Consider the following 25077-nt stretch of genomic DNA (forward strand, 5'->3'; position numbering starts at 1 on the left):
CGTCGGACCGCAGGGGTGTCAACAGGGGTGTCGGCTCGTCGACGGCTCCGGTCCGGGCCCCCCTGTTGACAGACCGAACCACCGACTGCTCTCGGAAATAATATTACGCAGCCAAGGTCTGCTCACGAGGAAAAGAGCCCTTCGATGGCGGGCGAACATTCCGAGCCGCACTCACTGTATAATGCGATGAACTCTACTCACAGATGTGGGACAACCGATGAGCCGGCTGACGACGGATCACGGATTCCGCAACGGCCTAGCCAAATCTATTGGCCGGATGGACAAGCCCTAGTCGAGATCGCCGCGATCAAGTTGGCGGCGGCACCCCGAATGACCGGATCGCCGGTTCGTCCGCGAAAGGCTAGGAACGGCATCCGCCACCGATCGACGCCGCTCACGCTATTCGCTTCGCTCTCATCTTCCTTACTGCCTCGGCCGCCGCGGATCAGTCACGAGATCCGGAAGCTGGCGCTCGGGATCAAAAACCACCTCAGCCACACGGACTGCATGGCCGCCGCCCGCCTCCTTAGGATCGCACGGCACCAGCAACTTGTCCGCGACGAGCCGATCAATCGCACGATCGAACTCCGCGGCTGTCGGCATCGCCCTCTTTAAAATACGACCTACGTCCCGCAGCAGCAGATTCGGACGCGCAACGCTCGCGTTCAACTGCGCAAACGAGAGGATACGCCTCGCGTTGCGGACCTCGGAAACAACGCTCGCATCCATCAGGACGCTACGGGCCGCCGGGAGCGCAGTCTGTTCGACAAAATCGATCGCGCGCTGTGCGACATCCTTGCCGATCTCCGCAGACATCTGATCAGCCTTGCGCGCGGCGTGATCCAGAAGGTGCAGCAGGACTGCAATGCGATACGCGAGGTCGGCGGCAGCCACGTAGTAGTGCGCAAGTGGCGGCAGCACCGCGGCCGACGTGCTCACGAACCTCGTTTTAGCGTGCTCCAGTATTTTGCGTGCCGCCGCCGAGAACTTCAACTGAATCAAATCGTCCCCCCTGGTCGCGGTGAGCGCGCGCGCGCGCGCGAGAATATCGGTCGCCGCCTTGGCCACGTCGGTGGCCTGGCCTGATTCCGATTTTTCTTCGGCCGGGATGAACAGCGTGGCCGTCAGTGCGGCGGTGGTCGCCTTGTGAAGGCTGAAGCTGTCGACGACGGAGAGCGTGCCGATGACCGATGCGCTTACCGGACGCATGCGGACACATCCGTCAGCGCGGGGATCGGCGAGTTCGAGCGGGCGGCCGACGCTGGCGTCGTTCAAGAGCTGCGCCGTCAGGGTGTCATAGTTCACGCCAAAGCCCGCCATGCTCGGCATCCGACGCCCATCGACGATCAGGACACCCGAGTTCGCCGCCTCAAGACCGCGTTTTACTTCGGTCTGGACTGGATCGCGCAGCACGACGGAAGGCCGGGGCGGCGACGAAGCCGTTTCGGCAGCTGTGAGATCGAGTTCGAGGCTCTCAGAAAGCCCCGCAAGCCCAAGCATGACGGCCTGGGCACGGGTTTGCCGGCAAAGCCGCCGCCGCGCGGCGATGGCCGCGCCATGCAAATCGGCCTTCTCCTTGTCCACACGCCAGCGCTGCACATCTTTCGCTTCCAGTGCGTATGCGGCGTGCAGCACGGGCCTGGCGGCCTGCGGCAGGTGGTGTTCTTCGCCGACGAAAGCGACGCGCAGCGCGAGCGAACCGCCCACGCCGTTTGCGTTCTTGCCAGTACCGAGCCACACACCGAGACCGGCAGCGGCGGCGGTCGCCGCCAATAACGCGGAAACCGACACTGTGTCAGTAAACAGTTCTTCGAGGGCGGGCGGGAGCGTTCCAACGGGAGGCGAAGCTGCGGGCTTGATGCGGACAACCTGTAAGCACGTCAGATCGGGCGCGCGCTCGTCCGATCCCGCTTCGTTCGGGGCGTCACCAGCGTCGCCGGGCTCTGCCGCGCCGCGTTTGTCGGCGCCGGCAGTCTTCTCCGCCTTGGCGCGGTTGGGTTTGCGCTTCGACTTGTTCTTGCTGTTTTTCTTGCTCTCGGCCTTTGGCCTCTTCGATTGTGTTTCTGCGTCCGTCGCCAACGGCTGAACATCACCATCATCGCCGATGCGAGGTTCGGTCAGCGGCGTTGTCTCAGGGGACGCGGCCTGCACATCGAAGCCTTCGGTCGGTGCGGACCCATCCGACATGTCAGAATTCCGTTCGGTCTTGGTCGCAGCCGTTGCAGACGGTTCGCTGCGATGGTCTCTTGGATCGTTAGACTGCGTGTTCATTTGTGCTCTCCAATGTAAACGTTATGACTTTGCCCTGCGAAGGCGTCTCTTTTCCTGCACGCGCTCGGACATTTCCCGAGCGCCGCGTTTGTAAACATCTCTCGTGATTATCTTGTCGGCGTGTCCCGCCGTGCTCGCGAGATCGTCGTCGCTAGCGCCGGCTGCCGCTGCTTCAGTAATCCCGGAAGCGCGGCCGTCCATATTCCAGACCGATTTTGGAATTCCGGCCGCGGAAGCGTAGCGGCGCCACGCTTTGCTAAATGCCTGTCGGTCGGCCCACGGCTTGCCGTCAGGACGCGCCGCGACTGGTGCATAGGGATTTCCCCGATCGAGATGCCTCACGCAACGGACGACCAACTCACATTTGTCGAGTGCATGAACAACCGGCTGTGTCGTTTTCGATGTCCTAACGACGAGGTTTTCGGCCAGTTGTATCCGGTCGATCGTCATCCCAGACCACACCTTGGGACCGCGCCGTACTTCACCCGGCTTAAGCTCATACGTCGGCGGCTCTTCTCGCCACGAGCCCAAGATATCTCCTTGACGAAGAAACGCCTCGTATTGCAGCGCCTGTGTCAACGCCATGTGAGCGTCATTTTGTTTGAGACACTCGTCCACGACCGCCTTCGCTTGAGTGAAGCTCATCGTCTCTTCACGCGGCGGGTTCTTGGAAAACCTCATCTGGGACAGGCCTTTGCGCAGCCTTTCGCAATCTGGAAGATCAGCCTCAATGCCGAAAGAGAGAAGCGCCCGGATCATCTGAATGCAGCCGTACGCCCGCCGCGTTCTTTCCTCGCCACCTTTTTCTGCGGCTTCCCGCCAACGCTTGTAGTAAGAACGAAAGAATTTAGGGCTGAGTCGATCCAACCGACGCGCACCGATTGTGTTTTTGATCACCTTCAGCCAGTCTCGATATGCCGCCCTGGTGTTGTCCTTGATGTCTTCGAACGCGCTTTCTTCGTCGTGCAGATAGAGATCGATAAGACTGCCGACGGTGCCGTCGTACTTTGGGGCGAGGCGAGACCTGTCTGAGACGGCACCGTCGGCCCAGGCCAACATCGCCTGTTGCTCGCGCTGACAGATCGACTCGATTAAATCAAAATCACAAGCTTCAAAGCTCGAAAGATCGACGTGAATTCGAACGGTTTTCGTCGGGTAGAATTCGAAGTCTGGGTGCTCGTCCTTTACCCAGTAGAGCTGTTGCTCAGGGCCACGCCTGATCGATTTCAAGCCGGGCGCCGTAAGTTGGATTTCTTGACCGGCGATCTTGACGGTGACCTTGCGGGTGCGGGTGACTCGCGACGTCATGGCCCAAAATTCTCCGGACCATCGTCGGCATAATCGACCCCTTGCGGATTCTGAACACCTTCCCGCCGCTGCAGAAACTGAAGTTGCGCCGGAAGGTAGTAAAGGCCTCCCATCGCGCGTCGGGGATCAGGCATCCCTTCGCGCCGGAGCATGGCGTGAATCGACGACCACTGCTTGGCTTTCTCACCAAGTACGATCGCAGATAGAAGCTCGTCATCGACGTATAGCGGCGTCGGGATGAGAACCCCTGTCGCCGCCAACACACGAAATTCCAAACCTTTGACCATACTCGGGCTCCAATGGACCTAAAGTACCACTGAACTTTCACCGGTACAATAGGTCCGCTGGAGAGCAACCTGTGTTATGGTTAAGCCCCTCTAAGATTCGAGGCTTGAATGGTCACTTCCCGCACTTTGGCAAAAGCGATTGGTGACGCACTTGGCATCGCTCCGGAGAGCGCTGAGCTTCATCTGAAGACCGTCCGGGCAGCCGGCAAAATCTCGTTCAAGGGATATGGAAGGGCTGCGGCCGCGATGACCAGCTTGGACGCCTCAAGGCTTTTGCTGGCTGGCGCAGGCAGCCTGTTCGCAAAGGACTCGCTACAGGTTTTGCAGAATTTCGGAGGACTCAAATCATTACGAGACCGACGATCGAACTTCACCCTTGAAGAGTTCCTCGCAAGGCGCATCGAATCGATTCTTGAAGAGGAAGCTGGAGACCCATCCTTTGAAACCGACCGGCATAAAACTCGCCCGCGGAGGCCCTTCGGATCTGTTCATTTGGCAGAGACAGCGCTCCAGCTTATCGAGCCGATGGGCTCATCCCAGAGAGGACTTCCACGCTTTGCGATCGTCAGGTGGCTTTCTCGGCAGCGTGACAGCCGCGTGCTCACGTTCGCCCCCGAGGCTGAGCGCAGAAGCGACGATGCGCCACTTCCTAAAATGACGGACATCTATGATGTCATCAGCAATTACTACGGAGCGAACTTCTTCCAAATGCGAGCTGTCAAACGCGATGCATTAATGAAGATTGCGCTTGCCATTCAAGAGTGAAATTCACTCGGTAACGCACTCGGTAACATCCGGTAACGGCGCCGAGGATGTAGCTGCTAAGTCATTGAAATGATGGCGCGCCCGAAGAGATTCGAACTCCTGACCCCCAGATTCGTAGTCTGGTGCTCTATCCAGCTGAGCTACGGGCGCTAATGCCGCCGCCGGATAGCCGGGCGGGACGGGCACTAGCTATCGCCTTGGGTATCCGTTGGCAAGTGTCGCCGACGCATTTGCTTCCGGCTGCGGCCCGGCCCCGGCCGACCAGGCCAAGGCCCTGTTTTCCGACCTGATTCGCCAGGCCAGCAGCGCCGCATTGGCCAAGGTGAAGGTCAGCGCCACGCCTGGCAGTCCGAGCGCGAGAGGAACCACGGCGATTTCCAGGGCCACCACGAGGTAATTGGGGTGCTTTAGCCAGCGATACGGGCCGCGGGCGACTAACTCGGCTCCCGGCAGCACCATGACCCGCGTCGTCCACCGGCCACCCAGGCTGGCGATGACCCAGACGCGGGCCGCCTGCAGCAGCACGAACAGCGCCAGCCAGCCGAGATTGACCGGCCGGTCATGACCGAACCAGGCGAGCGCGAGCCACCACGCCGCATGGAGCGTTACCATCACCGGATAGTGGCCAGCGCCGAATTCGACGGCGCCTTCGGCCCTGAGCCGCGCCGTATTGCGCCGCGCCAGCACGAGTTCGGCGAGCCGCTGCACCAGCAGGAAGCCGATGAGCCAGGCGCCCTCACCCATGGGCGCCATCGAGCGCGGCCATCGAGACGGTGAAGCCCGGTCCCATTGCCGCGAGCATCGTCTGACCGCGCAGGCCGCGGCGCACCGCGCGCTCGAGCACGAACAAGACCGTCGGCGCCGACATGTTGCCGTGGGTGCGCAGCACATCGCGTTCGTCGCGCAGCGTGCCCGTCTGCAGCTCCAGCGCCGACTCGACCGCCTCGAGCACCTTCGTGCCGCCGGGATGAAAAACAAGTTGCGGGGCCGTCAACCGCGCGCGCTTGATGAACCGTCGTGCCGGCGCCGCGAGTTTCTGTTCGATGAAACGCGGCAGCGAGCGCGACAGCACGACGCCGAATCCGGTCGGATCCATGGTCCAACCCATAATGTCGAGCGTTGCCGGCCAAGTGTGTTCGGCGGTGGCGCCGACTTTGATGCCAGCGTCCGCCTCGCCCGCGCGCAGCACCAGCGCAGCCGCGCCGTCGCCGAATAACGCTGACGAGATCACATCGGCTTTGGTCGAACGGTCCGCACGAAAGGCTAGCGTGCACAGTTCAACGACGACAACGAGTACGACCTCGCCAGGCTGCGCCTGCGCCAGCCGCGCACCGAGCGATAGCCCGACCACCCCTCCGGCGCAGCCGCGTCCGAACACAGGCACACGCAGCACATCGGGGCGGAAACCCATTTCTGCGCCGACTCGGGCTTCCAGGCTCGGCGTGGCAATACCGGTCGACGAAACCGTGACGATGACGTCAACGTCGCGCGCATCCAGCCGCGCCTCCGTCAATGCTTTCTGAGCGGCCTCGATAAACAGGGCGCTTGCGCTCTCGAGATAAGCCCGCGTGCGCTCAGGCCAGTCATGCTTCCCCTCGAACCAGTCGATCGGCTTCGCCGAGAAGCGCTGCTCGATTCCGGCGTTCACGTAAATGTCAGCGAGTTTGGGATAGCGCGCGAAACTCCGCGCATAGACCCGCCGCGCCAGTGTAGCGACGTCGGATTGGTTCAGCTTATGGGGCGGAACCGCCGTCGCCAAAGCAAGAAGCGCAGATTGAGATGGGCGCATGACAAGACCTTTCGGAACCACAGACATCGCAGATAGTGTCGCCCCAGCGGTGAAAACACCGCCGGGGCGTCGTTCTTCATTCGCGATTGCGTGATTGCTTAGCGACGCGGCTCAAGCGCGTGCGCGGGCCGTGCGGCGGGCGCTCAGTTCTACGGTCACATCCGGAATCGTGATGCGGAAGGTCGCGCCCATGGTGCCGGGGATCAGGCTTATCTCGCCGCCATGCGCCCGAACCAATTCCGCGGCGATCGCAAGACCCAGACCGGATCCGCCGGGGCGGGTCGATCCCTGGAAGGCCTGATACAGGTGACTGCGCGCCCGCTCCGACACGCCCGGGCCGGTGTCAGAAACCTCGATGGCGATCACCTCGCCCTCGCGCCGGCCGGTAATGCGAATTTGGTCGCGAGCGGGGTCACGCGTGCCGTGAGTCTCCAGCGCCTGAATGGCGTTGCGCCCGAGATTGACCATGACGCGGAACATCTGATCGGGGTCCGCTTCCATCGTGAGCCCGCGTTCGACGGAAACGATCCAGCGGATCGGCACTTCCATGGTGAGGCCGAGCGACTCTCGCACCTCCTCGATCAGCGATTCCACCACCACCGTCTTGCGATCGGGCGGCGCTTCCTGAGCGCGCCCGTAGGACAAGGTCGATTGGCACAGCGCGACGGCTCGTTCGATCGCATGCATCAGTTTGGGAGCGAAGCGCTGCACCTTCGGATCAGGCAGACTCGAGATCTGATCGGAGAAAAGCTGCGCCGAGGCGAGCAGGTTGCGCAGGTCATGATTGATCTTGGCGACCGCGAGACCGAGCGAAGCAAGACGATTCTTTTGATGCAGCATGGAGGCAAGCTCGCGCTGCATCGACGCCAATTCCTCCTCCGCGGTGCCGATTTCATCGCGGCGGCCCGAGCGCTCGATGATGCGCGCGGAATTCTCCGGATCAGCGCGGAACGCCACCATGTTCGCCGTCAAGCGGCCCATCGGGCGTACCAGCAAGTAATGCAGCGCGAAGAATACCAGCATCGCTGTGAACGCCGAGATACCCAGCGAGACCAGCATGATGGTGACGGAAAAGCTCAGCATCGCGCTGCGCAGCGGCCCCTCATCAAGAATGATTTCGATGAACTGACCCTTCGCCATCGGCGCGGGCCCGATAACGCGCATGACGTCAGTGGGCTTGCAGAACAGCAGAACGTCGAAGGCTTCCTTGATCGACTGCCACCACATGAGATGGCGCATGTCGACGTCGTCCTCGACCGATGACGGCAGATCGGCCGAGGCGAGCAGGCGACGTTGATCGCCCATCTTCACGGCGACGGCGCGGGCGCCGATCGAATCCAGTATCTTCTTGGCAAGGCTCTCCGGCACCATGCCGCTCGGCGCGGCGTCGAGCACCATGGCGGCGGTATGCGCGGCGGCGAGCCGGTCGTTGAGCCAGTTGAGGCGGAAGTTCGCGATCAGCGGCACATAGATCAGGACTTCCGCCACCAGCACGAAAGCGATCGTCAACAACAGGAGCTTGCCGGACAAACCGACGCGGACCCCCGACCGGCCTGGACTGGTCGTGGCGGCCGGCTCGTCGATCGTTTCAGGGGTCGTGCTCAACTCAGCCCAATCTCACCTTGCTAGCCGCACAGACATGATGCGCCTCGCCGCCAAACCCGGTCAAATCCCGCCCGCCGACGGCTGTTAGCCCGGATTCTAGGCCGATTTGTGCTCTCGCAACGGTAGGAACAAGTGTCCGGACTTAACTTGCCTGAATATTTGCCCTGCCACCAACCGCCGGGCTCTTCCGCCAAAACCGCCGGATTTCGGCCGCGAAGTCGCATTGACGGGCGGGGGTGGCTCGCTTATAAGCCGCCCCAACATATGCCCCTCGGTCATGAACCGGGACATTACCCTATCCATGAACCGGGAATTGCCCTGTCCATGAGCCGGGAATTTCCCTGGTCGTGAACCGGGATTTGGCGGTTTTCGGGGCTCTGGCCCCGGCCCCAAGGCGCCATCAGCGGAGATTTGATCGTGAAGCGGACCTACCAACCGAGCAAGCTTGTACGCAAGCGCCGTCACGGTTTCCGCGCGCGCATGGCGACCACCGGCGGACGCAAGGTGGTCAAGGCTCGCCGCGCCCGCGGACGCAAGCGGCTCAGCGCCTAACCAGCGGCCCTCATAGCCGCGACGCTGCTTTAAATGGAACGATTGAAGCAACGGGCGGACTTTCTCAAAGCGGCGACCGGGACCAAGGTTCCGGCCGCCGCTTTCGTACTGCAAATGCGCAAACGCGCCGAAACCGGTCCGATCCGGGTCGGATTCACCGTGTCGCGCAAAGTCGGAAACGCCGTCGAGCGTAACCGCGTCCGCCGCCGCCTGCGCGAGGTGGTTCGCCTCCACGGCGAAACGCGCATGCACAGCGGGCATGATTATGTGCTAGTGGGGCGCCAGGCGGCTCTGAGCCTGCCTTTCGACCGCATCGCACACGACTTCGAGCGGGCACTGGGGCGTGTCCATAGCGGGGCGCGGCCGCGGCAATAGCCTTAAAACGGGATCCCGATGACCGACAACAAGAACACCATTCTCGCCATAGTGCTGTCCGCCGTGGTGCTGATTGCGTGGCAATATTTTTATGCAATGCCGCAGGCGGAGAAGCAGAAGCAGCTCGCCGCCCAGCAACAGCAGTCCCAGCCGGTGGCGCCGCCGACCGGCAACGCCCAGTCGGGCCTTGCGCCAACGGCCCCCGGCACCGTGCCCGGCACGCCGACCGCGACCGGCCAGCCCGCGGTGCAGACCCGCGACGCCGCCGTCGCCGCCTCGCCGCGCATCCAGATCGACACCGGCGTGCTGCAGGGCTCGATCGCGCTCAAGGGCGCCCGCATCGACGACCTGTCGCTGCTGAAATTCCGCGAGACCGTCGACCCCAAGTCGCCGCCGATCACGCTGCTGTCGCCGTCCGGCAGCCCGGAGCCGTTCTACGCCGAGTTCGGCTGGACCCCGCCGAGCGCCGACATCAAGGTGCCGACCGCCGACACGGTGTGGACCCAGCAGGGCAACAACAAGCTCGACGTCGCCCACCCGGTGATCCTGACCTGGAACAACGGCGCCGGACTTACCTTCAAGCGCACCATCGCGGTCGACGAGAAGTACCTGTTCACCGTGAAGGACGAGGTCGCCAACGCCTCCGACAAGCCGGTGACGCTGTATCCCTACGCGCTGATCTCGCGCCACGGCACGCCGGTGACCGCCGGCTACTACGTGCTGCATGAAGGCCTGGTCGGCTATCTCGGCTCGGAAGGCCTGCAGGAATACACCTACAAGAAGATGCTCGACCTCAAGCCGAACGCCGCCGGCGTGAAGTCGGTCGACTTCAAGGTGACCGACGGCTGGCTCGGCATCACCGACAAATACTGGGCCGCGGCGCTGCTGCCGCCGACCGACGCCGCGCTCACCGCGCACTTCACCACCGGCACGATCGGCACCACGCCGACCTACCAGACCGACTACCTGATGAACGGCGTCACCGTCGCGCCCGGCGCGACCGGCAACGCCACCGGCCGCCTGTTCGCCGGCGCCAAGGAAGTGTCCGCCGTCGGCATCAACTTCCCGCTGGTCGGCATCGGCGGCTACACCAAGCAGCTCGGCCTCAACCACTTCGATCTGCTGATCGACTGGGGCTGGTTCTACTTCATCACCAAGCCGATGTTCCTGGCGATGGACTTCTTCTTCCATCTGCTCGGCAATTTCGGTCTCGCCATCCTGATGGTGACGGTGATCGTCAAGCTGATCTTCTTCCCGCTGGCGTCGAAGTCCTACGCTTCGATGGCCAAGATGAAGGCGGTGCAGCCGCAGATGGTGGCGCTGCGCGAGCGCTTCCCCGACGACAAGGCCAAGCAGCAGCAGATGCTGATGGAGTTGTACAAGAAGGAGAAGATCAACCCGCTGGCCGGCTGTCTGCCGATCGTCATCCAGATCCCGGTGTTCTTCTCGCTGTACAAGGTGCTGTTCGTCACCATCGAAATGCGGCACGCGCCGTTCTTCGGTTGGATCCGCGACCTGTCGGCGCCGGACCCGACCAACATCTTCACGCTGTTCGGCCTCATCCCCTACGATCCGACGATCATTCCCGTGGTCGGCCACTTCCTGCATCTCGGCATCTGGCCGCTGATCATGGGCGTGACGATGTGGGTGCAGATGAAGCTCAACCCGGCGCCGCCGGATCCGACGCAGGCGATGATCTTCAACTGGATGCCGATCATCTTCACCTTCATGCTCGGCTCGTTCCCGGCCGGTCTCGTCATCTACTGGGCGTGGAATAACTCGCTCTCGGTGGCGCAGCAGGCGACGATCATGCGCAAGAACGGCGCCAAGATCGAACTGTTCGACAACATCAAGAACACGTTCAGTAAGAAGAAGCCGCAGACGTAAGGGCGACCCGAGCCGTCATGGCCGGGCTTGTCCCGGCCATCCACGACTTGACTGTTCAAATGCAAATCGCCGGGCGAGAGCCCGGCGATTTGTTTTTGGGGGTGAGGCAGCGAGCGGCGGCGCCGGAGCGAGCGGAGGCGGGGTGGCCTGCTAGGTCGCCCTTCTCGGCTCGACTATCGAAGTCCCGCGCGCGCAAAAGCGCGTGCACGATCTCCGTCAACCGTCGGGGTGGCCTCCGCAGTCTCCAGCGCTCGACCATAGTCGGTCGGGTAAGAGTTATTAAGCGGAGAGACGAAGCCTTTTTCCACTGGCGAGGCTTGAGACACACTAGACACTTCATCGTACTGAAGCAGTTTCTTCATAGTGCTGTCTCCTACGCTACTGAATGCCTTACGCCCAACTGGTTAAGAAATCCTAGCACAGTCTCTGCGTGGACGCCCATACCGACGTTTAGAAACTGATGTTCCTTGTGTGTCTGTCCATTGTGCCTTATTTCCGGGCTAAATCCGAGGGGAAGGTGGCGTGTTTGCGATTGCACCGCCCATATATGGCCATTCGTATCGAAAGTTGGACCACCACTCTGACCTCGCAGGCCAGGGGATGACGTCTCAACGAATTTAAGTTGGAACGGCGGAGCCGGAGCCGGTGGAGGAACTTCGATTACGCGAGTGAACATTCCCTCTATTGGGAAGAAGGTTACCTCCATCTGGTTCAGCGAGAAGGTATTGGACGCGTCGTCGTACGTCGGAACAAATTCCGCGAAAGGATATCCTAGTTTACAGAGACTAGCGCCCACGCGAAAGCTATCGTCTGGGCGCTTGAACGAAGGATATCGTGACACCCAATTCGGCTGAAAACCATCAAGACGCGCAACCGCCAAATCAATTTCTTCCAATATCGATACGTCTCTTAATGTAACGTTGTTGAAGTACCATAGGGAATACCCTCGGCGGGCGGCTTTCTTGTTGTGCTTACCAAGAGCGTCAAGCTGCCTTTGGCGTTCCTTTGCGCTCAGTGCTTGATTTGCCAGAATGGCGGCTCTCTGCGCCTCCCAAATTCTCGCATTCCTGTCGGATGTTGCCAGCGTAACAGCGTCCTTCATCACATGAGCGGCGGTTATGATCCATCCTTTCGGGTTTATAACGATGAACGCAGCGGCTCCAGCGCTGCATTTTCCCTCCATTGTCAAGCAGAATTGGATTACGGGAAATGTGAACTCGCATGCGTAGTCAAGTGCGTCTCTAAACATTGTTGGCGCCCTCCCCGGAGTCATTCTCGCTGACGAGAAATGCCTTTGTCTACTTCGCGGATGAATCATCAAGGATACCTACGAAGCGACTCCCACTTCTAAAGTGGCGAGCGGAGAAGCACAGGGCGCGCTCATCCTTCGAGGCTCGCGCGCCATAGCACGTTGAAGACGCGCGTGAACACGCTTATGGCGCTTTGAAGACGCGCGTTGACGCGCTTATGGCGCGCTCGCACCTCAGGATGACGGGCCCGGGGTGGTGCGGATGGAAGAGCCGCGCCGGATTTCGCTGCGCTTCATCCGGGCTACAGACTGTGCTTGCGAGCCGCGTCATGCCCCCTCCCCAACCCTCCCACGCATCTTCTTGACGACGGGCGTGAACGCCCTTTTGCGGGGGAGAGGGACGATGCCTGGCCTTCAATCCTAGGATAATATACTTGAAAGCGTGACGCCGTTCGAGTAGAAAGGCGCATTCTCGATAAGTGCATTTGATGGCGCGAATGCCGCTCCTGGGTCCCCGTTTGCACGGGGACGAACGGAGTGTGGTGACAGCGCGCTCGCGCATCCTTCAAGGACATCGCCATGCCACCCTCGATATCGCGCTGGCCGATGAGCCAGGGACAGGCGACGGGGAAGCCAACGCCGGGGAAACGTGATAGAGGCGGCCCACGAGGTAACGCCGTCATTCCGGGGCGGCCGCGTCCCGGAATGGCCGAGAAAGAGATCATGACGACGTCTGACTACACCCGCGACGAAATCGAGACCGGCCGCAAGCTGTTCAAGGCCGATTGGAAATTCATGGCGGCGGCGTCCTCGGTCGAGTCGCTGCCGAAGATGCGCGGCACCGAGATCGCCTTTGCCGGCCGCTCCAATGTCGGCAAGTCGAGCCTGATCAACGCCCTCACCGGCCGCAAGGCGCTGGCGCGCACCTCGCGCACGCCGGGCCGCACCCAGGAACTGATCTTCTTCAACGGCGGCGGCGAGCTGACGCTGGTGGACATGCCGGGCTATGGCTACGCCGCGGCGGCGAAATCCAAGATCGCGGCGTGGACCGACCTGATCGAGAAATATCTGCTCGGCCGCGCCAACCTCGCCCGCGTCTATGTGCTGATCGACGCCCGCCACGGCGTGAAGCCGACCGACGAGCCGACCTTCAAGGTGCTGGGCTCCGCCGCCGTCAGCTATCAGGTGGTGCTGACCAAGGCCGACGAGGTGAAAGCCTCCGAACTCGAGACCCGCATCAAGGAAGTCGAAGTGGCGCTGGCGAAATATCCGTCGTCGTTCCCGACCGTGCTGGCGACCTCGAGCGAGACGCGGATCGGACTCGAGGAGATGCGCGCCGCGGTGGCGCGGCTGCTGAATGAGCGGAAGGGCTAGTGCCGCAATAACGGGCCCGGACATAAACTGGGGCTGGAGAGAGAAAGAGCATGGACACCCTCGTCATCGGACTCGCCGGGCTCATGGGCGCCTTTGGCGTCATGCTGGCCGCGGCCGGCGCGCACGGGCCCAAGGCCGGCACCGGTCTCGACAGCGCCGGCTATCTGCTGATGATCCACGCCTGCGCCGCGATCGCCGTCACGCTGGCGACACGCAGCGGGCTCACGCTGCGGCCGCTCGGCCTTGCCGCGACCGCAGGCTTCGTCATCGGCGCGGCGCTGTTCGCCGCCGACGTGGCGATGCGCGCCTATCTCGGCCACCGGCTGTTTCCCTTCGCCGCGCCGACCGGCGGCATGCTGCTGATCATCGGCTGGCTTTTGGTCGCCATTGCCGCGCTGGCCGCCCGCCGCTAGAACAGCGCACCGAACCAGCCAACAAGGTCGCGGCGATGAGCCAGAAAACCAATCCGCAGGAACAGGCGCGCATCCTCTCCGAGGCGCTGCCGCACATGCAGCAATACGACGAGGAAATCGTCGTCGTGAAATACGGCGGCCACGCCATGGGCGACGAGCAGATGGCGCGCGATTTTGCCCGCGACATCGTGCTGCTCGAGCAGGCCGCCATCAATCCGGTGGTGGTGCACGGCGGCGGGCCGCAGATCGCGGCCATGCTGAAGAAGCTCAACATCAAGTCGGAATTCGCCGGCGGCCTGCGCGTCACCGACGCGGCCACCGTCGAGATCGTCGAGATGGTGCTGGCCGGCTCGATCAACAAGCAGATCGTCGGCTACATCAACGCCGCCGGCGGCAAGGCCATCGGCCTGTGCGGCAAGGACGGCAACATGGTGCAGGCCAAGAAGGTCACGCGCACCGTGGTCGATCCCGGCAGCAATATCGAGAAGGTGGTCGACCTCGGCTTCGTCGGCGAGCCCGACAAGGTCGACCTGTTCGTGCTCAACGCCGTGCTCGGCAAGGAGATGATCCCGGTGCTGGCGCCGGTCGCCTCCTCGGCCGACGGCGGCACCTTCAACGTCAACGCCGACACCTTCGCCGGCGCCATTGCCGGCGCACTGAAGGCCAAGCGCCTCTTGCTGCTCACCGACGTGCCGGGCGTGCTCGACAAGAACAAGAACCTGATCACCGACCTGTCGGTCGCCGACGCGCGGCGGCTGATCGCCGACGGCACCATCTCCGGCGGCATGATCCCCAAGGTCGAGACCTGCATCTACGCGCTCGATCAGGGCGTCGAGGGCGTCGTCATCATGGACGGCAAGGTGCCGCACGCGGTGCTGCTGGAACTGCTGACCGACCACGGCGCCGGGACGCTGATGCATAAGTAGCGGTTCGTACCCGCAATCCTACCCGCCTCATGGTGAGGGCACGCCGAAGGCGTGCGTCTCGAACCATGGGGCGGCCTCGTCCTTCGAGACGCATCACTTCGTGATGCTCCCCGGGATGAGGCCGGGAAAGGCAGCGATTCCGCCGCACCCATTTGCGCCCTACTATCCCCGCATGATTCGCAGCCTCATCACCGGGCTCGTCGCAGCCGTCGCGGTTTGCACCGCGACCGCCGCGCGGGCCGAGCTGACCTTGTGCAACCGCACCAGCTACCGCATGGACGTCGCGCTTGGCCTCGAAAAGCGCGCCAATGTCGAGACCCGCGGCTGGTTCACCGTCGATCCCGGCCAGTGCAAGCAGGTCATCGACGGCGCCTACGACGCCGACATGAGCTACATCCATGTGCGCACGCCGAAGGTCTACGGCTCGGCGCCGCTGCCGCAGAACGGCAATTCCGACTTCTGCGTGCGCGACGGCAATTTCCAGATCTCCGACGGCCGCGGCTGCCCGATCAACCAGCAGGTGCGGTTCTCGGCGGCGCGCCCGTCCGACTCGCCGAAGGGCCCGGCGATCAATCTCGCCGAGGAAGCCGACTACGATGACGATCAGGCCCGCCTCGCCGGCATCCAGCGCCTGCTGGTGATCGCCGGTTACGACGCCAATCCGATCGACGGCGTGCAGGGCGCCAAGACGCAAGGCGCCATCGCCAGGTTCCTTGCCGACCGCAAGCTGCCGGCCGATGCCGCCAGCGGCGCCGACTTCTTCACGACGCTGATCAACGCTGCGCAGAATCCGGAAGGCCACGGTTTTGCCTGGTGCAACGACACGACCTATCCGGTGATGGCGGCGATCGGCACCACGGAAGCCGGCGCCATCATCACCCGCGGCTGGTATCGCGTCGAAGCCGGCCAGTGCGTGAGGCCCGAGCTGCGCGGCGATCCGAAGAAACTGTACAGCTACGCCGAAGCGGTGGACGACGGCGGCCGCGCCATCAAGCGCGGCGGCACGGCGCTCGCCTGGGGCGGCACTGTGCCGTTGTGCACGCGCGATGGCCGTTTCGAACTGTCCGATAACAAGGACTGCGCGGCGCGCGGCCTCAACGCCGCCAATTTCGCCGAGGTCGATCTCGGCCGCGAACCGGCGACGACGATCCGGTTCAAGGAACCCTGATTCGCCAGACTTCGCGCAGGCTTAGCGACGAATATACCACCGACGGCACGTCCGGTTTCGCTCGCAGTTCCGGCCATTTTCCTTTAGGCCTGCGCGAGCGTTCGTGCGATATAAACAACCAGGAGGATGCAACGAATGTCGAGTCGTTCGTCCAGGGTGCTGTTCGTTTATCCGAAATTCGTTCCAAACTCGTTTTGGAACTATACCGACACCTGCGAGCTGCTTGACGCGCGCTATCCGGCCGCACCGCTCGGCCTGATCACCGTCGCCGCGTTGCTGCCGCAGCACTGGGAATTCAAGCTCGTCAACCGGAACACCGAGGAACTCAGCGCCGACGACATCGAATGGGCCGATGTCGTCATGACGGGCGGCATGATGAATCAGCAGCCCGACTGCATGCATCTGATCAAGCTGGTGCAGGCCAGCGGCAAACCGGTGGCCGTCGGCGGCCCCGACGTCACCTCCAGTCCGCATCTTTACACGGCGGCCGACTTCCGGATTCTCGGCGAAGCGGAAACGGTCATCGACGACTTCGTTGCGGCATGGGAGCGCGGCGAGCGCGCCGGCGTGTTCGAAGCGGAGAAGTTCACGGCCGACGTCACCAAGACGCCGATCCCGCGCTTCGACCTGCTCGACTTCAACCACTATCTCTATATCTGCGTGCAGTACTCGCGCGGCTGTCCGTTCACCTGCGAATTCTGCGACATCATCGAGCTGTACGGGCGCAAACCGCGCACCAAGACCAACGAGCAGATGCTGGCGGAACTCAGCCGGCTGTACGCGCTGGGCTATCGCGGCCATGTCGATTTCGTCGACGACAACCTGATCGGCAACAAGAAGGCGATCAAGGGTTTCCTGCCCGAGCTGAAGACCTGGCAGCAGGCGCACAATTATCCGTTCGAATTCTCGACCGAAGCCTCGATGAATCTGGCGGATGACGACGATCTGCTCGAGATGATGAAGCAGGCGAACTTCTTCGCCGTGTTCATCGGCATCGAGAGCCCCGATCCCGAGACGTTGCGGCAGACCAGCAAGAAGCAGAACACCCGCCGCAACATGGCGGAGAACGTCCACAAGCTCTACAGCTACGGCCTGTTCGTCACCGCCGGCTTCATCGTCGGCTTCGACAATGAAAAGGGCTCAATCGCGGATGCCATGGCGGACTTCATCGAGGAGTGCGCGATCCCGGTCAGCATGGTCGGCCTGCTTTATGCATTGCCGAACACGCAATTGACGCGCCGTCTCGCCAAGGAAGGCCGGCTCTACGAAGGCCATGACGTGATGGACGTCGAACGCTCGGGCGACCAATGCTCGCTCGGCATCAATTTCGAGCCGCTCCGGCCGCTGCACGATATCCTCACCGACTACAAAAAGATTCTCGAGCGCGTGTTCGAGCCGGCCGCCTATGCGCGCCGCCTCGACCGTCTGGCCACGCTGCTCGATCGAAGCGGGCGCCCGGAACCGCACAAGGAAGACCGGCGCCGCCGCCTCGCCTCCCTGCAGACCGTCAACCGGATCCTCGATGCGATGCCCGGCGGGCGCAGCAAGTTCTGGGACAGCTTCATCAATTGCGCGCGGACGAACCCGGCCGCGCTGTCCGCCGTGGTGTCGCTGATGGCGATGTACGCGCATCTCGGCCCGTTCTCGCGCCAGGTGATCGGCGAGATCGACCGGCGCATCGCCGCCGATGCCGCTTTCAAAAACGCACCGGCGGTGCCATATGTGCGCGGTGAATCAGTTGCCATGGCGGGATCGCGTCTGAACTAATGACCGTAAAGAAGCCAGCGCCGCGCAGTTTCGGCCACGTCGAAACCTGGGTATTCGATCTCGACAACACGCTCTATCCGCATCACCTGCTGTGGCAGCAGGTGGACGACCGCATCCGCGCCTATGTCGCCGAATTCCTCAAGGTCACGGCGGACGAAGCCTTCCGCGTGCAGAAGGACTATTACAAGCGCTACGGCACGACGATGCGCGGGCTGATGACCGAGCACGGCCTCGATCCAGACGCCTATCTCGATTACGTGCACAAGATCGATCACTCGCCGCTGGAGCCCAATCCGGCGCTCGGCGACGCGCTGGAGAAGCTGCCGGGCCGCAAGCTGATCCTGACCAACGGCACCGTGGCGCATGCCGATGCCGTGCTGAAGCGGCTGGAGATCGACAAGCATTTCGAGGACGTGTTCGACATCGTCGCCGCCGAACTCGAACCCAAGCCGAAGGCGGTCACGTACGAGCGCTTCCTCAAGCGCCACGGCGTCGATCCACGCAAGGCGTCGATGTTCGAGGATCTGTCGCGCAATCTCGAAGTGCCGCACACGCTCGGCATGACGACGGTGCTGGTGGTGCCGTCCGGCCAGCGCGAAGTCTTCCGCGAAGAGTGGGAGCTCGAAGGCCGCGGCGACCCGCATGTCGATCACGTCACCGACGACCTCGCCGGCTTCCTGGCCAAGGTGCGCACCATGGCGGCGACTGAATAAGAACGGCGGCGGCTGAATTTTCCGCCGGCTTTTCAGTGCGTCAGAACCTCGACATGCGACTTTCGGCTTAGCGCCGCGCCAGCGCTTATTTACACAGAAGTTACGGGCCGTTTCGGCACCGCAAGATTGACCTTTTCAGAACTGGTATACTTAATAATTGCGATAAGCGGGGCGCGCCTATCGTAGGTTTCGGCAATGCGGTTGGGCACAGTGCCCTCGCCTCGCTTTGACGTTCGGCCCGATCTTGCGATCGCGGCCGGCATCGCCGCTATGGCGGCCCGCACCATCCTCATCACCGACCTTTACGCCGGCGGCGGGCCAATCCACGCCCGCTCGCGCGACGACGAGACGCGCGCCCTGCGCACTACGCCTGTCAAAATCAAAAACAACGACACGTCGAGGAAACCCAAGGAGCGTACAAGATGGCCAATGCTGCATTAGCGCAACCGCACTCGCCGCTGCGCGATCGCTGGACTCAACTCATCGCCGGCATCATCTGCATGATCATGATCGCCAACCTGCAATATGGTTGGACCTTGTTCGTGCATCCGATCCAGCAGAAGCACGGCTGGTCGATTGCCGGCATCCAGCTCGCCTTCTCGATCTTCGTTGCGCTGGAAACCTGGCTGACGCCGGTCGAAGGCTGGATCGTCGACAAGCTCGGCGCGCAGCGCGGCCCGAAACTGGTTGTCGCGTTCGGCGGCATCCTGATCGCGGTCGGCTGGATCGTAAACTCGATCGCCGATTCATTGGCGATGCTCTACCTCGGCGCCGTTCTGTCCGGGATCGGCGGCGGCGCGGTCTATGCGACCTGCGTCGGCCTCGCGGTGAAGTGGTTTCCCGACCGCCGCGGCCTTGCCGTCGGTCTCACCGCGGCCGGCTTCGGCGCCGGCGCCGCACTCACCGTGGTGCCGATCCGCGCCATGATCGCCTCGGCCGGATATGAAAGCACGTTCTTCTGGTTCGGCCTCGGCCAGGGCGCCATCGTCTTCATGCTGGCCTGGCTGCTGCGCGGACCGGAGCCGGGCGAACTCGCCGCCGTGCCAGCGCGATCGAACCTGGTGCAGACCTCGCGCAGCTACACGCCGGCGGAGATGCTGAAGACGCCGGTGTTCTGGCTGCTCTATGTGATGTTCGTCCTGGTATCGGCCAGCGGCCTCATGGCGACGGCGCAGATCGCGCTCATCGCCAAGGACTTCAACGTCGCCAACACCGCGGTGCTGTTCGGCGCCTCGGCGCTGTCGGTGGCGCTGATCGTCGACAATGTCTGCAACGGCGCGGCGCGGCCGCTGTTCGGCTGGGTCTCCGACAATATCGGCCGCGAATACACCATGGCGCTCGCTTTCGGCCTCGGCGCCGTCGCCTACTGGCTGCTCGGCGCGCTCGGCACCGCGCCGTGGGCCTTCGTGGTGTTCGCGGCGCTGATCTTCCTCACCTGGGGCGAGATCTTCAGCCTGTTCCCCTCGACCTGCACCGACAGCTTCGGGCCGAAATTCGCCACGGTGAATCTGAGCCTGCTGTACACCGCCAAGGGCGCCTCGGCCTTCCTGGTGCCGCTCGCCAACATCATCAAGAGCCACACCGGCAACTGGCACGCGGTGTTCGTGATCACGGCGCTGATGAACCTCGCCGTCGTGGCGCTGGCGCTGTTCGTGCTCAAACCGATGCGCTCGCGGGCCACCACGCAGGAATCGCGGGTGCTGCAACCGGCGGAGTGAAAAGCTTTGCCGCGAACGCGGCGCGCTCCCTCTCCCCGCTCTTGCGGGGAGAGGGTTGGGGTGAGGGGCGAATTACAAGCGCAGACGTGAGAATCNCCGGCTCGCTTCGCTCGCCACCCTCTCCCCGTAAACGGGGAGAGGGTGGAAGCTACCCGATCCCGCTGACGAACTGCTGCAACTCCGGCGTCTGCGGCGCAGCGAAAACTTCTTTCGGCTTGCCGGATTCGTGCACCTTGCCGTGATGCATGAACACGAGATGCGTGCCGACATCGCGAGCGAAGCGCATTTCGTGCGTGACCAGGATGAGGGTCATGCCCTCTTTCGCCAGCTGCTCGACCACGCGCAGCACCTCGTTGACCAGCTCCGGATCGAGCGCCGAGGTGATCTCGTCGCACAGCAAGACCTTCGGCCGCATCGCCAGCGAGCGGGCGATGGCGACGCGCTGCTGCTGACCGCCGGACAACTGGCTCGGATAGGCGTCCATCTTCTCCGACAGACCGACCTTGGCGAGCACTTCGGCGGCGATGGCGCGGGCTTCCTTCTTCGGCGTCTTGTTGACCACGGTCGGCGCCAGCATCACGTTCTCGGCCGCGGTGAGATGCGGAAACAGGTTGAACTGCTGAAATACCATGCCGACGTGGCGGCGCAGTTCGCGCAGATTGGCATGCAGGCCGCCGACCTCGATGCCGTCGGCGAGAATGGCGCCCGACTGATAGGTCTCCAGGCCGTTGATGCAACGAAGCAAGGTCGATTTGCCCGAACCCGAGCGGCCGATGATGGCGACGACATCGCCCTTTTCGACCTCGAGCGACACGCCCTTGAGAACCTCGACGGTGCCGTAGCTCTTGCGCACGTCGCGAATACTAACGAGCGACATTGAGTTTCCCCTCAAGGCGTTTGGCAAACCAGGACAGCGGGAAGCACAGGCAGAAATAGATCAGCGCCACCAGCGCATAGACCAGGAACGGGCGGAACGTGGCATTGTTGAGCATGGTGCCGGCCTTGGTCAGTTCGACGAAGCCGATGATGGAAGCGAGCGCCGTGCCCTTGATGACCTGCACCGAAAAGCCGACAGTCGGCGCGATCGCAATGCGCATCGCCTGCGGCAGGATGACGTAGCGCATCTGCTCGATGTAGTTCATGGCGACGCTGGCGGAGGCCTCCCACTGGCCTTTCGGAATCGCCTCGACGCAGCCGCGCCAGATTTCGGTGAGGAAGGCGCTGGTCCACAAGGTCAGCGCCAGCCCGGCCGCGGTCCATGGCGAGACCTCGATGCCGAACAATGCGACGCCGAAGAAGAACAGGAAGAGTTGCATCAGGAGCGGCGTGCCCTGGAAGAACTCGATGTAGAGCTTCGTCGGGACTTCGAGCCATTTGACCTGCGAGGTGCGCAGGAACAGCAGGATCAGGCCGACGATACCGCCGCCGATGAAGGCGATCAGCGACAGAGCGATGGTCCACTGCGTCGCCCAGATCAGGTTCTTGAGAATGACCCAGAAGGAGAAGTCGCTCATGCGCTACACCTCGGCCCAGGTAAGGCAAGTCGCGCCATGCGACGCATTTTGTTTGCGCATGGCTTGATCCGAAAACCGGCTCTCACTTTTCGGAACCATGCGCTAGCCCACCTTCACGAAGCGGTCGCCGATCAGGCGCAGCAGGTAGCGCAGCAGAATCGAGAGCATCAGGTAGATGAGCGCGACGACGAAATAGACCTCGAAGGCGCGGAAGTTGCGCGACTGGATGAAGTTGGCGGCGTAGGTCAGATCCGGCGCCGAGATCTGCGACACCACCGCCGAGCCGAGCATGACGATGACGATCTGCGACGACAGCGCCGGATAGATCTTGGCGAAGGCTTGGCGCAGCACGATGTAGCGCAGCACTTCGAGCCGCGTCATGGCGAGCGAAACGCCGGCCTCGATGTGGCCTTTCGGGATGGCGTCGATGCCGGCGCGGATGATTTCGGTCGAATAGGCGCCGAGATTGACGACCATGGCGATGAAGGCCGCCGTCGTCTCCGATAGTTTAAGGCCGAGCGCCGGCAAGCCGAAGAAGATGAAAAAAAGTTGGACGATGAACGGCGTGTTGCGGATCAGCTCGACATAGACCCGCACCAGCCCCGACAGCCATGGCGGGCCGAAGCTGCGCGCCGAGGCCCCTAACGTGCCGACCGCGATGCCGACCACGGTCGAGACCGCGGTGAGCACAATGGTGAACCAAAGACCCCAGGCGAGGTCCTGCCAGTACGGCAGCAGCGCGGAGAATTCGAGGTGGTAGGTCATGGCTATGCCAATGGGCCGTCGGGTGAAGACGAGCGCCGCCACACGCCGTCATGGCCGGGCTTGTCCCGGCCATCCACGTCTTCCTCAGGAAGAAAGGCGTGGATGCCCGGCACAAGGCCGGGCATGACGAGTTTGGGGGTTATGCTGGTGCCTCAAAAGCCCGCCGGCAGCGGGTTCTTCAGCCACTTCTCCGAGAACTTGTTGAGCGTGCCGTCGGCCTTCGCCTTGGCGATGATCTCGTCGACCTTGGCCTTCAGCGCCGGCTCGTTCTTGTTGAAGCCGACATAGCACGGCGAGTCCTTCATGATGAACTTGGTCACGGCCGGACGCGACGGGTTCTTCTCGGTGATCGCCGCGGCGACGACGTTGCCGGTCGCGATCAGATCGACCTGACCGGAGACGAAGGCGGCGATGGTGGCGTTGTTGTCCTCGAAGCGCTTGATCGTCGTGTCCTTCGGCGCGTCTTTGGTGATCTCCTGCTCCTCGATGGCGCCGCGCGTGGCGCCGATGGTCTTGCCGGCGAGGTCCGCGATCTTGGCGACGGCGATGTCCTTGGTGCCGAACACGCCGGAGAAGAACGGCGCATAAGGCGCCGAGAAGTCGATGACCGCCTCGCGCTCGGCATTCTTGCCCAGCGACGAGATGACGAGATCGGCCTTGTGAGTCTGCAAATAGGGAATGCGGTTCGCCGACGTGACGGCGATGATCTCGGCCTTCACGCCGAGCTGTTCGGCAATGTAGTTCGCCATATCGACATCAAGGCCCTGCGGCTTGAGATCGGCGCCGGCCGAGCCGAACGGCGCGAAATCCTGCGGCACCGCGACCTTGATGACCTTGGCCTTCATGATGCTGTCGAGAGCATCCGCATGCGCGGCGCCCGCCAACAGGCCGACGCTCAGCAAACCGGCAGCCACTGCACGAAAAAACGACATACGAACCACTCCTCGCTTGAGACAACAGATGCTGCCCAAACTTGAAGCAATTGGCGTGCCATCAATTCATTGCGGCACCCAGGTGGGGCGCGGCGGCGGATTGGGAAAGCCTTGATCCAGCACGATAAAATGCGCCGATTGCGGCACGCCGGCCTCGCCCTGGATCTTCACGATGTCCTGCGGGCAGGCGGAAAAGGCGACGTAGCAGTCCATGTCGGCGCGCAAGGTGATGTAGTCGCCGGGCTTGGTAACCGCAGGGCCGGTGTTGAGGCTGCGGCCGTCGGGCTCGACGGCGATGTTCATGAACACGTTGAACGAGGCCAGGATCGGCATCGGCGGCTCAAGCCCGAGTTCGCGCATGCCTTCGAACATGTTGTCGAGGCAGTTGCGGTGATACGCCTTGACGCCGAGCCGCTCGTAGCGATGGCGGTCGCAGGCGGCCATGAAGGTGTCGTGCACGCCGGGCGAAGTATCCTCGACCAGTGTGAGAATCGGCTCGCGCTTCATGGTGACGAACGTGTCGCCGACCAGCGGATTGAGGCGCTGCAGCCAGACCCGCGTCGCCTCCATGCTCATGTGATCGGTGAGATCAGCGGCATTCCACGCCCAGCAATCGACGACCTGCGTGCCGTGCGTGTTGATGAGGCGGACCGCCTGACCCTTGTTGAGCTTGAGCGCCTTGCCGTGGCGCGCCGGAATTTCGATCAGCGTGTCATTCTGCATGCGCCGCTTATAGCGCTGCGCGGCAACAGCCGGCAACGGCGAACCGTCACGCGGCATCCCTGCCGTCGCCGTCGCCCGGTCCGAAGGGCTTACCGTAATAGTGCACCTGTCGCTGCGGGAACGGGATGGTGAATCCGGCGCCTTCGAGCGCCGCCTTGCCTCGCTCGGTCAGCGCACGGCGCACCGTCCAGTAGTCGGCGTTCGAGGCCCAGCAGCGCAGCCGCAGCACCACCGCGTCGGTGCCGAGTTCATCGACAAATGTCTGCGGCTCGGACGGCGCCTTCAGCACCATCGGCTGGGCGTGGGCGAGATCGAGCAGGATCTGCTGGCCCTTCTCCGGATCGTCCTCGTAGGCGACGGAGAATTTCAGATCGACCAGCCGCGTCGGCAGCCGCGAGTAATTGATGATGCGCTTGTTCCACAACTCCGAGTTCGGCACGAATAGAAAGATGCCGTCCCAGGTGTGCAGCTCGCTGGCGAACAGGCCGACATCCTTCACGGTGCCGGCCACCGAGCCGGTGTCGATGTAATCGCCGACGCGAAACGGCCGGAGCCACAGCAGCATCATGCCGGCCGCGATGTTCGACAGCGTGCCCTGCATGGCCAGGCCGATGGCGAGACCGGCGGCACCGAGCGCGGCGATGATGCTGGTGGTCTGGATGCCGAGCTGGCCGAGAACGGCGACGACAACGAGAATGAGAATGGTGTAGCGCGCCAGCGACGAGATCACGCCCGACAAGGTCGGGTCGATGTGGCGCTGCCGGCTGAGCAAGCTGCGCAGGCCGTGCTCGACGCGGCTGGCGAGCCACCAGCCCCCGATCAGCAGCACCATTGCGCCGATGAAGCTTGGGATGGCGACCGCTGCCCAGGCGGTGAGCTGCGTCACGAATACCGAAATCTCGTTGCCAAGTTGCTCGACGTTGGGAACAACATCCATCGTTTCCGCCTCCTGGAAAATGCGAACACCCGCAGCGGG

General features: G+C 62.9%; 23 protein-coding genes and 1 tRNA gene. 11 read left to right on the forward strand and 13 right to left on the reverse strand.

Translation table 11 applies throughout. The features are described 5' to 3' along the window. Positions 1-423: 423 nt before the first annotated feature. The 3 genes from ASD45_RS20995 to ASD45_RS21005 are packed head-to-tail and all read right to left on the reverse strand — an operon-like array spanning position 424 to position 3866. Complete coding sequence (locus tag ASD45_RS20995) at positions 424-2271, reverse strand: hypothetical protein (protein ID WP_156381023.1); 1848 nt, start codon at positions 2269-2271, stop codon at positions 424-426. A 21-nt stretch (positions 2272-2292) separates the two neighbouring features. Then, the gene (locus tag ASD45_RS21000) at positions 2293-3579 is read right to left on the reverse strand and encodes a hypothetical protein (protein ID WP_056913674.1); all 1287 of its coding nucleotides are present in this window, start codon (positions 3577-3579) and stop codon (positions 2293-2295) included. Beyond that, the gene (locus tag ASD45_RS21005) at positions 3576-3866 is read right to left on the reverse strand and encodes a hypothetical protein (protein WP_056913675.1); all 291 of its coding nucleotides are present in this window, start codon (positions 3864-3866) and stop codon (positions 3576-3578) included. Before ASD45_RS21005 ends, ASD45_RS21000 begins: the two co-directional genes overlap by 4 nt. Before the next feature lie 108 nt (positions 3867-3974). On the opposite strand from ASD45_RS21005, the gene ASD45_RS21010 reads away from it, so the two are divergent. Continuing rightward, the gene (locus ASD45_RS21010) at positions 3975-4631 is read left to right on the forward strand and encodes a hypothetical protein (protein ID WP_056913676.1); all 657 of its coding nucleotides are present in this window, start codon (positions 3975-3977) and stop codon (positions 4629-4631) included. Between the two features lie 73 nt (positions 4632-4704). Here the strand turns inward: ASD45_RS21010 and ASD45_RS21015 are convergent. The 4 genes from ASD45_RS21015 to ASD45_RS21030 form a co-directional block, all read right to left on the reverse strand. Beyond that, a tRNA-Arg gene (locus ASD45_RS21015) sits at positions 4705-4781 on the reverse strand. A 39-nt stretch (positions 4782-4820) separates the two neighbouring features. Then, entirely contained in the window at positions 4821-5375 is a 555-nt protein-coding gene (locus tag ASD45_RS21020; RefSeq protein WP_056913972.1) for an isoprenylcysteine carboxylmethyltransferase family protein, read from the reverse strand. Next, the gene (locus ASD45_RS21025; RefSeq protein ID WP_056913677.1) at positions 5368-6420 is read right to left on the reverse strand and encodes a type III polyketide synthase; all 1053 of its coding nucleotides are present in this window, start codon (positions 6418-6420) and stop codon (positions 5368-5370) included. Before ASD45_RS21025 ends, ASD45_RS21020 begins: the two co-directional genes overlap by 8 nt. 111 nt (positions 6421-6531) lie before the next feature. Further along, complete coding sequence (locus ASD45_RS21030; RefSeq protein WP_056913973.1) at positions 6532-8004, reverse strand: HAMP domain-containing sensor histidine kinase; 1473 nt, start codon at positions 8002-8004, stop codon at positions 6532-6534. Between the two features lie 438 nt (positions 8005-8442). Here ASD45_RS21030 and rpmH point away from each other — a divergent pair, with 438 nt between their 5' ends. The 10 genes from rpmH to oxlT all read left to right on the forward strand — a co-directional run bounded on the left by rpmH (position 8443) and on the right by oxlT (position 20167). Continuing rightward, positions 8443-8577, forward strand: a complete 135-nt coding sequence (gene rpmH, locus ASD45_RS21035) for a 50S ribosomal protein L34 (protein ID WP_056913974.1) — start codon at positions 8443-8445, stop codon at positions 8575-8577. A 33-nt stretch (positions 8578-8610) separates the two neighbouring features. After that, the gene (gene rnpA, locus ASD45_RS21040; RefSeq protein ID WP_056913678.1) at positions 8611-8952 is read left to right on the forward strand and encodes a ribonuclease P protein component; all 342 of its coding nucleotides are present in this window, start codon (positions 8611-8613) and stop codon (positions 8950-8952) included. 18 nt (positions 8953-8970) lie between these two features. Continuing rightward, complete coding sequence (gene yidC, locus ASD45_RS21045; protein ID WP_056913679.1) at positions 8971-10839, forward strand: membrane protein insertase YidC; 1869 nt, start codon at positions 8971-8973, stop codon at positions 10837-10839. A 1972-nt stretch (positions 10840-12811) separates the two neighbouring features. Then, the gene (gene yihA / locus ASD45_RS21050) at positions 12812-13462 is read left to right on the forward strand and encodes a ribosome biogenesis GTP-binding protein YihA/YsxC (RefSeq protein ID WP_056913975.1); all 651 of its coding nucleotides are present in this window, start codon (positions 12812-12814) and stop codon (positions 13460-13462) included. 50 nt (positions 13463-13512) lie between these two features. Then, on the forward strand, positions 13513-13875 hold the full coding sequence (locus ASD45_RS21055) for a DUF423 domain-containing protein (protein WP_056913680.1): 363 nt from the start codon (positions 13513-13515) through the stop codon (positions 13873-13875). Positions 13876-13910: 35 nt separating this feature from the next. Beyond that, positions 13911-14801, forward strand: coding sequence for an acetylglutamate kinase (gene argB, locus ASD45_RS21060; RefSeq protein WP_056913681.1), 891 nt, complete (start codon positions 13911-13913; stop codon positions 14799-14801). 172 nt (positions 14802-14973) lie between these two features. Then, positions 14974-15969, forward strand: a complete 996-nt coding sequence (locus ASD45_RS21065) for a DUF1036 domain-containing protein (RefSeq protein ID WP_056913682.1) — start codon at positions 14974-14976, stop codon at positions 15967-15969. A 135-nt stretch (positions 15970-16104) separates the two neighbouring features. After that, positions 16105-17736, forward strand: coding sequence for a B12-binding domain-containing radical SAM protein (locus ASD45_RS21070; protein ID WP_082541100.1), 1632 nt, complete (start codon positions 16105-16107; stop codon positions 17734-17736). After that, complete coding sequence (locus ASD45_RS21075; protein ID WP_056913683.1) at positions 17736-18449, forward strand: pyrimidine 5'-nucleotidase; 714 nt, start codon at positions 17736-17738, stop codon at positions 18447-18449. Before ASD45_RS21070 ends, ASD45_RS21075 begins: the two co-directional genes overlap by 1 nt. 422 nt (positions 18450-18871) lie before the next feature. After that, positions 18872-20167: an oxalate/formate MFS antiporter gene (oxlT, locus tag ASD45_RS21085; RefSeq protein ID WP_056913685.1), complete on the forward strand. Its 1296-nt coding sequence runs from the start codon at positions 18872-18874 to the stop codon at positions 20165-20167. A 148-nt stretch (positions 20168-20315) separates the two neighbouring features. On the opposite strand, the gene ASD45_RS21090 is transcribed toward oxlT, so the two are convergent. The 6 genes from ASD45_RS21090 to ASD45_RS21115 form a co-directional block, all read right to left on the reverse strand. Beyond that, entirely contained in the window at positions 20316-21044 is a 729-nt protein-coding gene (locus tag ASD45_RS21090) for an amino acid ABC transporter ATP-binding protein (RefSeq protein ID WP_056913686.1), read from the reverse strand. After that, positions 21031-21681: an amino acid ABC transporter permease gene (locus ASD45_RS21095; protein WP_056913687.1), complete on the reverse strand. Its 651-nt coding sequence runs from the start codon at positions 21679-21681 to the stop codon at positions 21031-21033. The genes ASD45_RS21090 and ASD45_RS21095 overlap by 14 nt, the downstream gene beginning before the upstream one ends. Positions 21682-21783: 102 nt before the next feature. Continuing rightward, entirely contained in the window at positions 21784-22446 is a 663-nt protein-coding gene (locus ASD45_RS21100) for an amino acid ABC transporter permease (RefSeq protein WP_056913688.1), read from the reverse strand. A 152-nt stretch (positions 22447-22598) separates the two neighbouring features. Next, entirely contained in the window at positions 22599-23378 is a 780-nt protein-coding gene (locus tag ASD45_RS21105) for a transporter substrate-binding domain-containing protein (protein WP_056913689.1), read from the reverse strand. Positions 23379-23444: 66 nt separating this feature from the next. Further along, positions 23445-24158 (reverse strand): urea carboxylase-associated family protein, encoded by a 714-nt coding sequence (locus ASD45_RS21110; protein WP_244485593.1) that lies wholly within the window; start codon positions 24156-24158, stop codon positions 23445-23447. Next, positions 24148-25038, reverse strand: a complete 891-nt coding sequence (locus tag ASD45_RS21115; protein WP_056913690.1) for a mechanosensitive ion channel family protein — start codon at positions 25036-25038, stop codon at positions 24148-24150. Before ASD45_RS21115 ends, ASD45_RS21110 begins: the two co-directional genes overlap by 11 nt. Between the last annotated feature and the right edge of the window lie 39 nt (positions 25039-25077).

The organism is Pseudolabrys sp. Root1462 (assembly GCF_001426945.1).
Classification (GTDB): Bacteria; Pseudomonadota; Alphaproteobacteria; order Rhizobiales; family Xanthobacteraceae; genus Pseudolabrys.

Coding starts and splice junctions, on each gene's coding strand:
- ASD45_RS21065 (WP_056913682.1), top strand. CDS start 14,974: ATGATTCGCAGCCTCATCACCGGGCTCGTCGCAGCCGTCGCGGTTTGC.
- ASD45_RS20995 (WP_156381023.1), bottom strand. CDS start 2,271: ATGAACACGCAGTCTAACGATCCAAGAGACCATCGCAGCGAACCGTCT.
- ASD45_RS21005 (WP_056913675.1), bottom strand. CDS start 3,866: ATGGTCAAAGGTTTGGAATTTCGTGTGTTGGCGGCGACAGGGGTTCTC.
- rnpA (WP_056913678.1), top strand. CDS start 8,611: ATGGAACGATTGAAGCAACGGGCGGACTTTCTCAAAGCGGCGACCGGG.
- yidC (WP_056913679.1), top strand. CDS start 8,971: ATGACCGACAACAAGAACACCATTCTCGCCATAGTGCTGTCCGCCGTG.
- ASD45_RS21105 (WP_056913689.1), bottom strand. CDS start 23,378: ATGTCGTTTTTTCGTGCAGTGGCTGCCGGTTTGCTGAGCGTCGGCCTG.
- ASD45_RS21090 (WP_056913686.1), bottom strand. CDS start 21,044: ATGTCGCTCGTTAGTATTCGCGACGTGCGCAAGAGCTACGGCACCGTC.
- ASD45_RS21110 (WP_244485593.1), bottom strand. CDS start 24,158: ATGCCGCGTGACGGTTCGCCGTTGCCGGCTGTTGCCGCGCAGCGCTAT.
- ASD45_RS21025 (WP_056913677.1), bottom strand. CDS start 6,420: ATGCGCCCATCTCAATCTGCGCTTCTTGCTTTGGCGACGGCGGTTCCG.
- ASD45_RS21000 (WP_056913674.1), bottom strand. CDS start 3,579: ATGACGTCGCGAGTCACCCGCACCCGCAAGGTCACCGTCAAGATCGCC.
- ASD45_RS21070 (WP_082541100.1), top strand. CDS start 16,105: ATGTCGAGTCGTTCGTCCAGGGTGCTGTTCGTTTATCCGAAATTCGTT.
- ASD45_RS21010 (WP_056913676.1), top strand. CDS start 3,975: ATGGTCACTTCCCGCACTTTGGCAAAAGCGATTGGTGACGCACTTGGC.
- ASD45_RS21020 (WP_056913972.1), bottom strand. CDS start 5,375: ATGGGTGAGGGCGCCTGGCTCATCGGCTTCCTGCTGGTGCAGCGGCTC.
- ASD45_RS21055 (WP_056913680.1), top strand. CDS start 13,513: ATGGACACCCTCGTCATCGGACTCGCCGGGCTCATGGGCGCCTTTGGC.
- oxlT (WP_056913685.1), top strand. CDS start 18,872: ATGGCCAATGCTGCATTAGCGCAACCGCACTCGCCGCTGCGCGATCGC.
- argB (WP_056913681.1), top strand. CDS start 13,911: ATGAGCCAGAAAACCAATCCGCAGGAACAGGCGCGCATCCTCTCCGAG.
- ASD45_RS21075 (WP_056913683.1), top strand. CDS start 17,736: ATGACCGTAAAGAAGCCAGCGCCGCGCAGTTTCGGCCACGTCGAAACC.
- ASD45_RS21095 (WP_056913687.1), bottom strand. CDS start 21,681: ATGAGCGACTTCTCCTTCTGGGTCATTCTCAAGAACCTGATCTGGGCG.
- ASD45_RS21100 (WP_056913688.1), bottom strand. CDS start 22,446: ATGACCTACCACCTCGAATTCTCCGCGCTGCTGCCGTACTGGCAGGAC.
- ASD45_RS21115 (WP_056913690.1), bottom strand. CDS start 25,038: ATGGATGTTGTTCCCAACGTCGAGCAACTTGGCAACGAGATTTCGGTA.
- yihA (WP_056913975.1), top strand. CDS start 12,812: ATGACGACGTCTGACTACACCCGCGACGAAATCGAGACCGGCCGCAAG.